Genomic DNA, 12,387 nt, shown 5'->3' with positions numbered 1-12,387 from the left:
GCCGTTATTTGGCTTTTTTAGCCTTATCTTCCACTACCCAGCGACCACCATCAAAGTAGGCACGCCATCCGGTTGCCTTGCCTTCAACCTCCGTCATTACATACTGCTCCTTGGTCTTGCGACTGAAGCGAATCAGCGTCGGATTGCCGTCGGCATCCGCAACGGGCGCATCAAACAGGAAGCTGTACTTGGGGTCGATTGCCTCCTTGTGTGGCAGCAACTCCCGCACCTTGGGTGGCCGCGTTTCGCGATTCTTTGGAAACTGACTCGCCGCCAGGAAAAGGCCACTGGCACCGTCGCGCAGAATATAGGTATCGTCCACCTTTTCGCACTGCAACTCAGGCATTGGCACTGGATCCATCTTGGGCGGTGCGGCTTCGCCACTTTTGAGCAGCTTGCGGGTATTCTTGCATTCGCTGTTGGAACAACCGAAATACTTGCCGAAACGGCCGGTTTTAAGCTCCATCTGGGCGCTACACTTGTCGCACTCAATGGTCGGGCCTTCATAACCCTTGATGCGATAACTGCCAACCTCGACTTCAAAGCCGTCGCAATCCGGATTATTACCACAGACATGCAACTTGCGGGTCTGATCGACCAGGTAGGAGTCCATCGCGGCGCTGCATTTAACGCAGCGGTGCTTCTTGCGCAACAAACGCGACTCCGCCTCATCATCGGCATCTTCACTCACCACCTCGTCGCCGGACACCAGATTAATGGTTTCCTTGCAACGCTCCTTGGGCGGCAGAGCATAGCCGGAACAGCCCAAAAACACACCGGTACTGGCGGTTCTGATCATCATGACGCGGCTGCAGACCGGACAGGGGATATCGGTTTCCGTCGGCGTATTGGGGCGCATACCGCCTTCTTCACTGCGCGACTCTTCAAGTTTTTTCACAAACCCTGCATAGAATCCATCAAGTACCTGTTTCCAGTTCTTGGAACCACTGGCCACATCATCCAGCGCCTCTTCCATGCGCGCGGTAAAACTGAAATCCATCAGGTCGGTAAAGTTTTCCGTTAGCCGCTCGGTAACGATATCGCCCATTTTCTGGGCATAGAAGCGCCGATTTTGCACCTCCACATAACCGCGATCCTGAATCGTTGAAATGATCGCTGCATAAGTGGATGGACGACCGATACCGCGTTTTTCCAGTTCCTTAACCAGGCTTGCCTCGGTGTAACGCGGCGCAGACTTGGTAAAGTGCTGCTTGGGGTCAAGCACGTCGAGCGCCAGCGCCTGGCCTGCCTTGAGGTCCGGCAGTATAACGTCTTCGTCGTTCTTGCCCTTGGTCGGAAATACCCGGGTAAAGCCATCAAACTTGAGAATACGACCGCGCGTACGCAGCTCGAAGTCTCCGGCACTGACCTGCACTCGCGTACTGAGATATTCCGCTGGAGTCATTTGACAGGCCAGGAATTGGCGACGAATCAGGTCGTAAAGTCGCTCGGCGTCACGTTCCATATTGGTCAGCGCCGTCGCCTCAATGCTGACATCGGACGGTCGAATTGCTTCGTGTGCTTCCTGCGCGCCTTCCTTGCTGCTGTACACCACAGGCGCATCGGGCAGGTATTTGCTGCCGAACATATCGCCGATGTACTCGCGGCACTGCTCCACGGCGTCGACGCTGAGGTTGGTGGAGTCAGTACGCATATAGGTGATGTAACCGGCCTCATACAGCCGCTGAGCCATCATCATGGTTTTCTTGACGCCGTAGCCCAGGCGCGTACTTGCGGCCTGCTGCAGCGTTGACGTGATGTAGGGCGCGCCAGGCTTGGTTGTGGTCGGCTTGTCTTCTCGCTTGACGATTTTATAGGTCGCGCCTTCCAGCAGCTTCAGCGACACATTGGTTTCCTGCTCGCTGACCGGCCTGAACGCCTGGTCCTTGAAGCGGGTCACCTGCAGCCGCACAGCGGCCTTGTCGTCAGTCAGCGTATCGGCGTGCAGCTCCCAGTACTCTTCCGGTACAAAGGCACGAATTTCCCGCTCACGCTCCACCACCAGGCGGGTCGCGACCGACTGCACGCGTCCGGCGGACAGACCACGCGCAACCTTTTCCCACAGCAGTGGCGACAGCATATAGCCCACCACACGATCGAGGAAACGTCGTGCCTGCTGCGCATTGACCCGCGCCAGGTCAAGCTCGGAGGGCTTCTCGAATGCCGCTTTTATGGCCTTCTTGGTAATTTCGTTGAACACCACGCGGCGGTAGCGGGAATCATCCCCGCCTATAGCCTCACGCAGATGCCAGGCAATGGCCTCCCCCTCGCGGTCCAAATCCGTTGCGAGATAGATTTCGTCGGCGTTTTCCGCCAGACGCTTCAGTTCTTCAACGACCTTTTCCTTACCGGGAAGAATCTCGTAGCGGGCCGCCCAGCCATTGTCAGGGTCAACGCCCATGCGGCCGATCAACTGTTCCTTGGACTTGCGCTCCTTGTACACCGCCTTGTCCTCGGGCGACATCTTGCGTGTCAGCGCCGCCTGGCGCGCCCGTTCCTTCGGATCACTTTTGGTTGCGGTTCCGCTGGTCGGAAGATCGCGAATATGGCCTACGCTCGACTTAACGACATACTGGCTGCCGAGGTATTTGTTTATCGTCTTGGCCTTTGCCGGAGACTCGACGATAACGAGTGACTTTCCCATAGAATAATGTTCCTTGGCGCGGAATCGGCTAACTGAATCAGCGTGCATATATAAGTGCTGACATTGCGGGGGTCAAGCAAAGCGAAGAAAAAGCTGCTTTTTTGGCCACGATAGGGCCAGAACGCTGCATCAGATGAAAAATGCTTCTGTTACACTTTATAATTCAGAGAGTTAATAACCAACCCCCATGGCACTCATGCTGCACGACAACATCATCATACTCATCATAATCGCCGTTGTCGGACTATTGGCCCTAATTGGCAGCCACATTATCAGCCTGCGCGAACAACATGCCCGCACTCAGGCTGAGCGGGTAAAGTCCCTAGGCCAACAGGCAGAGCATGGCATCAATGCCCTGGGAATTTTGCGTGCCTGCAGCTGCAAGCCAGAGATTATTGACCGCATTGAAACCCATGTTGCAGGACTGATCAGTGAAATGGCAGCCCTGACGCCCGACAACCCACTTCTGAGCACACTGAACAGCCAGAAACAGAACGCGGACCGCTCCACCGCAGCAGCTGCGGCGCTAAACAGTGACCGCGCTATCAAGCGAGCATCCATCTTCATTAATTATGCCCGCGAGCTGTTGACCGAAATGGCTCAGAATAAAAATTTGTCACCGACGCTTGCGAAAAGTTACGCGCAGGAGCTGCACTGGCTGAACGTATCAATTATTGCCACGGCGCATCTGACTCAGGGCCAGAAAAGCCTTGGCATTCAGGACAAGCCCGCCGCCCTGTCGCACCTAAAACACGCCAAGGCGGTCCTGACCCGCGCCATGGTGCCACAGCAGTTCAAGCAGGAACGCCTGACCCAGATCCAGACACTGCTGGATAGCCTGGAGCCACGCCCGCAACGCTCAGACGGCACCCTGGCCGACAATCTTGAGGCCTATTTCAAGGACTGAGCCTCTAAACAGCGTCAATCAATCGATCAGGCCTCATCGATACGGGCAAAACGCGCGACTGGCTCACCCGCCGGCCCCGAGACAGTTTCGACAAACATCGCCAGGGGCCTTACCCAGAGCGCCCGCTCGCCGTAACAGGGCCTATAGACGACCAGCCACTCTTCAGTTTCCGAATGACGAGCACAGCCCACCACTTCGTATTCACTGCCCTTGTAATGCCGATAGAGCCCCGGCTGCGGCTGTTGCAGATTGCCCATATTCATCTCCTGTCAAAAACTCCGATCTGAGACGCGCTGAAGTGCAGCCCGAATCTTCTCAACGCCTTCAATGCCGCCACGCTCGCCCCAGAATGCAGTGATATAGAGTGATGTCGACTCCAGCGCAACCACATCCACAGGCAGCGTGGGCAACACCTCTGCCAGAACATCAAGCTGCTCTTGCGACAGCATGCGCTCACCCTGCTTCCAGCTCCAGCCTTCAGGCAAACCCTCATTGGCCAGCGAGTGGATGCGAAACAGCTGCCAGGGCTGCAGACGCTCGCGCTGCACTGCGCTTAGACCATGGCGCAGATAGCGGTAAGCGGCACGCTCATACTCCTCGGCTTCAGCCTCGCCCGTCGCACGAGGCGCCGTCAGCCTGACCATTTGCACCTGCAGCCCAAGAGTACGGGCCTTGCTGCGCACCATCGCCTGAGCTTTTTCCCGCGGCGTTGGCATGGCCCACATCATGGAACCTATGAGCGACAGCATGATCAATATGATTATTCCCCAGGTCCACATAAGGTTCGCATATCCTGCTGAATGTTTGAGTGCCCGATTCCCGGGTCGCTATGCTAATCTCAAGTTAACGCAACCAGACGGAAACTTTTGATCATGAGTGCTTATAAACGAATCTTGCTGGCGGTTGACCTGTCTGAAGAATCAGATCAGCTAATCGACAAAACCTGTGAGATCGCCGAGCGCAACAACGCAGAGCTGAGCCTCATTCATGTAATCGAGCCTCTGAGCTTTGCCTACGGCGGTGATGTTCCCATGGACCTGACCACTATTCAGGAGCAACTAGACGACCACGCCCGCGTAAAGCTCGACAGCTTTGCTGCCCGCCTCAGCCATCCGGTGACACACAAATTCATTGTCAGCGGTCACACTGAATCTGAAATTCACCGCCACTGCGACGAGCATTCCATCGATCTGGTGATCGTGGGCAGCCATGGCCGACACGGCCTGTCGCTGCTGCTCGGCTCTACCGCCAATGGTGTACTGCACGGCGCCCACTGCGACGTACTCGCCATACGCGTGCAACAGATCAAATAAGTTTTTGCCCCGGGGCCGGCCAGCGCCGCCCCGGTTTCACTTTAACCAAAGAATTCAGCAGCGACCGCCCAGCAGCCGCTAAAGCGTTTTAGTCCTGCATTGCTTCCAGTTCGACCCAGCGCTCCATCAGCGCTTCCACCACTTTTTCCTGCTGCGCAAAGGCATCAAGCCCGGCCTGCACCTTGTCCTGACCCTGCTCATAAAAACTGCTGTCCGACATGGCGGCCTGGAGCTCAGCCAACTTGGCCTCAGCGGCCTCCAGTTGCGCCGGTAGCCCGTCCAGCTCGCGCTGCACCTTGTAGCTCAGTTTGCGCGCAGCCTTGGGCGCCCCTTCCTTGCCCAGCACCGGTTTTTCAACCCGGCCTTTGGACGCCTGGGCCACAACTGGCTGCGGCCTTTGGCGAATCCAGTCGTGATAACCACCCACGTATTCATTGATCCTGCCCTGACCTTCAAAGACCAGAGTGCTGGTCACGACGTTGTCGAGGAAGGCACGGTCATGACTGACAAGCAACACTGTACCGGTGAATTCCAGCAGAATTTCTTCCAGCAGCTCCAGAGTCTCCACATCCAGATCGTTAGTCGGCTCATCGAGCACCAGCACGTTGGCTGGCTGACTGAACAATTTGGCCAGCAGCACGCGGTTACACTCGCCGCCGGACAGCGCCTTGACCGGCGTTCGAGCACGCTCAGGCGCGAACAGAAAGTCGCTCAGGTAGCTGATGATATGGCGGTCCTTGCCATTGATAGTGATGCTTTCGCGGCCCTGGGAAATGTTGTCGATAACCGTTTTTTCCATATCGAGCTGACCACGCAGCTGATCGAAATAAGCCACTTCAACCTTGGTACCCTGATTCACTACACCGCTATCAGGCGCCTGCTGACCCAGCACCAGCTTGAGCAGGCTGCTCTTGCCAATACCGTTGGGCCCGATCAGGCCAATGCGATCACCGCGATTGATGGTCAGCGACAGCTTGTCCACCAGGGTACGACCATCGTAGCCCAGGGATACGTCCTTCAGTTCTGCCACCAGCTTGCCGGAACGCTGAGCGGTTTCCAGACCAAACTTGGCCGAACCCTGACGGTTGCGCCGCTCGGATCTTTCGCTGCGCAGCGCTTCCAGCGCCCGCACGCGGCCTTCGTTACGAGTGCGGCGTGCCTTGACCCCCTGGCGAATCCAGACTTCTTCCTGGGCCAGCTTCTTGTCAAATTCGGCATTGTGACGCGCTTCTTCGTTCAGCATCTGCTCCTTGCGCACCTTGTACTGGCTGTAGCTACCAGGGAAGGACACCAGCTTGCCGCGATCAATTTCGACGATGCGCGTTGCCAGAGACTCAACCAACGACCGGTCATGGGAAATAAACAGCAGGCCGCCGCGGAAGTCTTTCATCTGCTGCTCGATCCATTCGATGGTTTCGATATCCAGATGGTTGGTAGGCTCGTCGAGCAACAGCAGGTCAGGCTCCTGCACCAGGGCGGCACCGAGCGCCGCACGTCTGCGCCAGCCACCGGACAGCTCTGACATAAGGCGATCTTCCGGCAGACCCAGGCGTTCCATAACGCGCTGGACCTTCTGCTCAAGGTGCCAGCCATCCACAGCCTCGATTTGCTGCTGCAGCACATCGAGTTTGGCCATGGTGCGCTCGTCATGTTCCATCACCAGTTCTTCGTAGCGTCGGCGCATTTCCACGACTTCACCCAGGCCGCTCATCACCACGTCCCGCACAGCACGCTCATCCGCCGCCGGCAGCGCCTGGGGCAGTTCGGCAACACGACAGCTCGGATCAACCCAGAACTCGCCACCATCGGCCTGCAACTGACCGCCGATAAGTTTCAGCAAGGTCGACTTCCCTGCGCCATTAAGCCCCACCAGCGCAACACGCTCGCCAGGGTCGATCTGAAAACAGACTTGGTCCAGCAGTGCCCTGGTACCAAAGGCGATGGAAATATTGTCAAGTCGTATCAGCGGCATAGTGTATGTATTCGGCTCATTTGAGGGACGCACATTCTACAGCAATTCCGCTGCAAATATGAAAACTGTTCAACCCCTGTATTTTGTACAGATGACTCCAGTAGACTGGAGGCTAATTCGGCTAAGCAGGGCTGTAAACAAACTATGAAACCACTCTCCAGGATGTGCGCAGCGCTAACGCTGGGCTGTACTTTTTCGCTACCAACACTGGCTGCCAGCACCCTAGATACCTTTGCTCGCGAACGGGCAAGCTATATACAGGCCAGGCAGGCGGTGGCAGCTGGAGACTGGGAAACCTTTGACAACATTTCACCCAAGCTTAAGAACTATCCGCTTTATCCCTATCTGGAGTACGACCAGATGGAACGACGCCTGGCCAGCGCCAGCCAGAGTCAGATCGATCAGTTTGCCGCCAGCCACGCAGATACACCGCTGGTATCGCGCCTGCAGCGCAGCTGGATCAACCAGCTGGCACGCCAGCAGGCCTGGCACGGTCTTCTGCGCGCCATGGAGCAAAACCCGATCAGCGGCACAAGGTACAAATGCCTGGAGCTGACAGCACGACTCAATACCGGCGACACCGCGACAGCCTACACCGGCGCCAAGGAACTTTGGGATGCAGGCACTTCCCAGCCCAATAGTTGCGACCCGCTGTTTGACAGCTGGATCAAGGCCGGCAACCTCAGTTCCGATATAGCACTGAGCCGTTTTTTCAAGGCAGCTGAAGCCGGCAATACCTCACTGGCAAAATACGTACAGCGCTACCTCACCCAATCTGAACACAAATCAGTCAGCGAACTGTTCCTCAAGGTCAGCGCAGATCCTGCTGCCCTGAAAGACCGCAGTCTGCTGAGTTCCGCCAACCCGCTACACGGACGAATTGCCGCCTATGGTATCCGCCAACTGGCGCGCAAGGATCTGGAGCAATCATTCGAGCTCTGGGTACGCGATCGCGATCGCCTCAAGGTGGATGCACAACGCCGGGACACTCTGGACCGCTACTTCGGCGTACGCATGGGCAAGAATTTTCTGCCCGACTACGAGGCACTGATGGTGCGCCTGGATCCCGATTTTCAGCAGGAAGAGGTTACTGAATGGCGCATTCGCAATGCCCTCACCCGGCTTGACTGGAACAGGGTGCAGCAGCTGATCAAGCGTCTGCCAGCAGAACTGCAAGCCAACGAGCGCTGGCTTTACTGGAATAGCGTGGCCATCGACCGCACCGGCAAGGGCAGCAATAGCGAGGACAGCCTGTCCAAACTGATCGGGTCGCGCAATTTCTACAGTTTTCTCGCCGCCGAAATGCATGACCGCCCCTACAACCTGGAGGATGAGCCGGCGGGTTTTGACAAGGCGCAACTCGATCGCCTGGAACAAAACCCTGCGTTCGCACGCATGCGCGAACTGCTTTTCCTCGAGGAAAACTACCAGGCGCGCTCGGAGTGGAACCACGCCCAGTCCCGACTCAATGCCGAAGACCGCCACGCCGCCGCCCATGTTGCCAGCCGCTGGGACTGGCATGACCAGTCCATTCGTGGCGCCATCAGCTCGAATCGCTGGAACGACCTGGCGATCCGCTTCCCGCACCCCTACAAGGCACTGTTCAAGCAGTATGCCGCAGAGCGCGGCATCAACCGCACCTGGGCACTGTCCATTGCCCGCCAGGAAAGCGCCTTCCAGGCCTCGGTACAATCCAGCGCCGGCGCCCGCGGCCTGATGCAGCTAATGCCCAGAACCGCCGCCCAGGTGGCCAAGCGCTATACTGTGCCCTATCGCAACAGCACAGACCTGAACACCCCTGAAACCAACATCTCGCTCGGCACCGCCTACCTCTCCCAGATGCTGGAGCGCTTCAATGGCAACCGGGTATTCGCAACGGCCGCCTATAATGCCGGCCCCCACCGAGTGTCGCGCTGGCTGGAAGAACGCGGCAATCTGCCGCTGGATATCTGGATAGAAACCATTCCGTTCGATGAAACCCGCAACTATGTGCAGAACGTACTGGCATTTGGCGTCATCTACGATGTCCGTGACCAGCAACCCACCCGCATGCTGAGCCCGGCCGAGTCCGCTTTGCTGGCCCTGTACCAGCCCGATGGCACCAAGAAGCTTTGACGCCAGCCTCCGCTTTAGTGACAAGCCCGCCGAAACCTAATCAGGAGCCGGCGGCACACAAGACCGGGCAGCCCCCACACCGCTGCGCTTATGATCTCCGCCTTTCATAACCCCGCCCACAGCAGGAACAAGACCGTGCTTGAACCCATGACCGACATTGGCGCCAACCTCACCGACAGAAGCTTTGCCGAGGATCTGGATGCCGTGCTGGCGCGCGCCACCGAGGCAGGCGTCAGCACCTTGATCGTGACCGGTACCAGCGTCGCGGGCAGCGATGCCGCCCGCAAATTGTGCGAGAGCCGGCCGGGCCAGCTGTACTTCACAGCAGGCGTGCACCCGCACCATGCCAGTGACTACAGCCATGATGCCCACGAGCAGCTGCGCCTGCTCGCGCGCCATGACGCCTGTGTCGCCATCGGTGAAACAGGGCTTGATTTCAATCGCAACTTTTCCAGCCAGGACGAGCAGATTGCCGCCTTCGAACAGCAGCTAGCCCTGGCCATTGAAACCGACCTGCCCCTATTCCTGCACGAGCGCGACGCCCACCCGCAACAGCTCGCCATGCTCAAACGCCACCGGGACTCCTTCAATCGCGCAGTTGCGCACTGCTTTACCGGCAGCGAAGAAGAGCTGCATGGCTACCTGGAGCTGGATCTGTATATAGGCCTGACCGGCTGGATCTGCGATGAACGCCGTGGCAGCCATTTGCTGCCACTCATCAAGGCTATCCCGGCGGACCGCTTGCTGCTGGAAACAGACGCACCTTATCTGCTACCACGGGACATTCGTCCCAAGCCAAAATCGGGACGCAACGAACCTCGCTACCTGCCTCATATTGCCGAGCGCGTGGCACTGGCCACCGGCGAGCCAATTGAGGCCCTGCGAGCACGCCTACATGCCAACAGCCAAACGTTCTTCAATCTGAGCGACCGCTAGCATCAGCTGGTTGCAGCCAATCGCCTAACTCAGACCCCCAATAAACGCCAGCAAACCCGCTCGATCAAACGGCCAGCCAAGCTCTGCGCCGCTGGCCTCGTCCAGCAACACCGGAATACGCACACCATAGAGCTCGACCAGAGCATCCTCGTCGGCAATATCCACTTCATCGACACTGTGCTGTGCTGGATCCAGTGCGGTGACGATAATTTCAATCGCCTCATCGCACAGATGACAGCCGCTGGTACTCATCAATAAAAAATGCCGCATTCTGATTCCTTGCCATCTAGTTCACTGCCGCCAAATTAACCCTTCCCTGCCAGGCTAATAGCAACGCAGCCCAACATTCTAGCGAGCCCCTCGCCCGGCCGCAAAACAGCCTTGCAATTGCAGCTAAGGCTACGTCTCTGTAATGGCGGCGTAACAATCACAATGTGCTCACGGAATAACCGCCCCATCCGCTCTCATTACCATTGCGCACCTGCAATATAATTCTTTCAAAATTAGACCCTCACCCCATTGAGGGGTTGTCAGGGCCTTTGTCTCAAGGCTATGCTAGCTCTTCTCATTTGTTTAGCAAATGCACAACATCGGCCCCTGCCAAGCTGTCGAGCAGACTCAGCAAGGCGAGCATTGCGGATGTCGATCCAGCCGGAGAAAACGGTATTCATGGATAAAAACAGCAACCCTCTTTCGAATCCTCAGGAGTTTATCGACTACCTGAACACGGAAACGAAGAAAGTCCTGGAAATGTTCAACACCACAGGTGGTGATGACGTATTTACTCAGTTCACCCAGTCCTGGACCGAGCTCACCACGCGCTCTTTTGAAGATCCGACCGTCTGGATTCGTGCCATCACCGACTACCAGACCGCACAGCTGAACCTGTGGCAGAGTCTGTTTACCGGCAGCGCCGCAGGCAACGTAGAGCCAACCCGAGGTGACCGCCGCTTTCAGGCGGAAGAATGGTCCGCCAACCCGGTATTCAGCTACATCAAGCAGTCATACCTGCTGACCTCCAAGATGCTGAATGAAATGGCGTCCAACGCCAACCTGTCGGAATCCGAACAGCGCAAGCTGGAGTTTTACACCAAGCAGTATATTGATGCCCTGTCCCCGACCAACTTTGCCGCCACCAACCCGGAAGTGCTGCAGCAGGCTCTGGAAACCAAGGGCAAGAGCCTGGTCGACGGCCTGAAAAACCTGCTCGGCGACATCGACAAGGGTCGCATCTCCATGACGGACGAATCCGCATTCGTGCTGGGCGAAAACCTTGCCCTGAGCGAAGGCTCAGTCGTGTTCGAGAACGACATGTTCCAGCTGCTGCAGTACAAGCCGCTGACCGAGCAGGTCACTGAACGTCCGCTGCTGATAGTGCCGCCATGCATCAACAAGTTCTATATCCTCGATTTGCAGGAGCACAACTCCTTTGTGCGCTACTGTGTCGAACAGGGACAGACCGTTTTCCTGGTGTCCTGGCTGAACCCCTCCATCGAGCAGGGCGACATCAGCTGGGATGACTACGTCGGCGAGGGCGTCATCAAGGCCATAGACGTGGCCCACGATATTGGCGGCGCTGACAAGGTCAATGCTCTGGCATGGTGTGTTGGCGGTACATTGCTGGCAACCGCCCTGGCCGTTATGGCGGCACGCAAGGACAACCGTGTAGCCTCTGCGACCTTCCTCACCACCCTGACCGACTTCAGCGATCCGGGCGACCTGTGCGTCTTCATCGACGAACAGCAGGTCAAGCGCCTGGAAGACAAGGTCAACAACGCTGGCGTTCTCAATGGCCGCGAGCTTGCGGCTTCGTTCAACATGCTGCGCTCCAACGACCTGATCTGGTCCTATGTAGTCAACAACTACCTCAAGGGCCAGACGCCACCGCCGTTCGACATTCTTTACTGGAATAGCGACTCCACCAACCTGCCAGCCAACATGTACACCTTCTACATCAACAAGATGTACCTGGAAAACAAGCTGGTCGAGCCCAACGCCCTGACCATCTGTGGCGAACCGGTGGACCTGCGCAAGATCAAAATCCCTTGCTACTTCCTGTCCACCATTGAAGACCATATAGCGCCATGGAAAGGCACCTTCAAGGGTGCAGAGAACTTTAAGGGCAATGTTGAATTCGTCCTGGGCGCCAGCGGCCACGTAGCCGGCGTTATCAACCCTGCATCCAAAAACCGTCGTCACTACTGGACCGGCGGCGAACAGGGCAAGAGCGCTGATCACTGGTTCGATACCTCAACCCAGCAGGAAGGCTCCTGGTGGACGCACTGGGGCGACTGGCTGAAACGCCGCGCTGGCAAAAAGCAGGACGCGCCGGCCGACTTTGGCAACGCGACTTTCAAGGCAATTGAACCGGCACCCGGACGTTACGTCAGCGCACGTATCGACTAAAGCTGCAGGCCTGAGAAACAACGGCGGCGGACCTCAGGGACCGCCGCCGTTTTTGTTTGTACAAGCATCGCCTTGCCCCTTCGCAGCCGCCCCT

Annotated in this window: 10 protein-coding genes; 5 read left to right on the top strand and 5 right to left on the bottom strand. The window is 57.3% G+C overall.

Translation table 11 applies throughout. From position 1 onward, the window contains the following. Positions 1-4: 4 nt before the first annotated feature. A complete protein-coding gene (topA, locus tag MPRO_RS07490; protein ID WP_067289681.1) occupies positions 5-2,644 on the bottom strand; it encodes a type I DNA topoisomerase in 2,640 nt (879 codons plus the stop codon). Between the two features lie 187 nt (positions 2,645-2,831). On the opposite strand from topA, the gene MPRO_RS07485 reads away from it, so the two are divergent. Next, the gene (locus MPRO_RS07485) at positions 2,832-3,551 is read left to right on the top strand and encodes a hypothetical protein (RefSeq protein ID WP_067289677.1); all 720 of its coding nucleotides are present in this window, start codon (positions 2,832-2,834) and stop codon (positions 3,549-3,551) included. Between the two features lie 26 nt (positions 3,552-3,577). On the opposite strand, the gene MPRO_RS07480 is transcribed toward MPRO_RS07485, so the two are convergent. Together MPRO_RS07480 and MPRO_RS07475 are read right to left on the bottom strand one after the other, a co-directional pair. Beyond that, a complete protein-coding gene (locus MPRO_RS07480; protein WP_067289674.1) occupies positions 3,578-3,808 on the bottom strand; it encodes a DUF1653 domain-containing protein in 231 nt (76 codons plus the stop codon). Between the two features lie 12 nt (positions 3,809-3,820). Beyond that, the gene (locus tag MPRO_RS07475) at positions 3,821-4,330 is read right to left on the bottom strand and encodes a hypothetical protein (RefSeq protein ID WP_067289671.1); all 510 of its coding nucleotides are present in this window, start codon (positions 4,328-4,330) and stop codon (positions 3,821-3,823) included. A 93-nt stretch (positions 4,331-4,423) separates the two neighbouring features. Between MPRO_RS07475 and MPRO_RS07470 the strand changes: the two genes are divergently transcribed. Beyond that, positions 4,424-4,864, top strand: coding sequence for a universal stress protein (locus MPRO_RS07470; protein WP_067289668.1), 441 nt, complete (start codon positions 4,424-4,426; stop codon positions 4,862-4,864). 88 nt (positions 4,865-4,952) lie between these two features. Here MPRO_RS07470 and MPRO_RS07465 read toward each other — a convergent pair whose 3' ends face one another. Further along, on the bottom strand, positions 4,953-6,836 hold the full coding sequence (locus MPRO_RS07465) for an ATP-binding cassette domain-containing protein (RefSeq protein ID WP_067289666.1): 1,884 nt from the start codon (positions 6,834-6,836) through the stop codon (positions 4,953-4,955). Positions 6,837-6,980: 144 nt separating this feature from the next. Between MPRO_RS07465 and MPRO_RS07460 the strand changes: the two genes are divergently transcribed. Then, positions 6,981-8,951 carry a transglycosylase SLT domain-containing protein gene (locus MPRO_RS07460; protein ID WP_082708530.1) on the top strand — a complete coding sequence of 657 codons (1,971 nt, stop codon included), beginning with the start codon at positions 6,981-6,983 and terminating at the stop codon, positions 8,949-8,951. A gap of 135 nt (positions 8,952-9,086) precedes the next feature. Then, the gene (locus MPRO_RS07455; RefSeq protein ID WP_245635049.1) at positions 9,087-9,887 is read left to right on the top strand and encodes a TatD family hydrolase; all 801 of its coding nucleotides are present in this window, start codon (positions 9,087-9,089) and stop codon (positions 9,885-9,887) included. A gap of 24 nt (positions 9,888-9,911) precedes the next feature. Here the strand turns inward: MPRO_RS07455 and MPRO_RS07450 are convergent, their stop codons facing one another. Continuing rightward, on the bottom strand, positions 9,912-10,157 hold the full coding sequence (locus tag MPRO_RS07450) for a glutaredoxin family protein (RefSeq protein ID WP_067289655.1): 246 nt from the start codon (positions 10,155-10,157) through the stop codon (positions 9,912-9,914). Between the two features lie 399 nt (positions 10,158-10,556). Between MPRO_RS07450 and MPRO_RS07445 the strand changes: the two genes are divergently transcribed. After that, a complete protein-coding gene (locus MPRO_RS07445; protein WP_067289937.1) occupies positions 10,557-12,293 on the top strand; it encodes a PHA/PHB synthase family protein in 1,737 nt (578 codons plus the stop codon). Positions 12,294-12,387: the final 94 nt, after the last annotated feature.

It is taken from the genome of Marinobacterium profundum, assembly GCF_001528745.1.
Lineage (GTDB): Bacteria > Pseudomonadota > Gammaproteobacteria > Pseudomonadales > Balneatricaceae > Marinobacterium_A > Marinobacterium_A profundum.
Note: the sequence above shows the minus strand (reverse complement) of the source record. Positions and strands in the feature narration are given on the sequence as shown.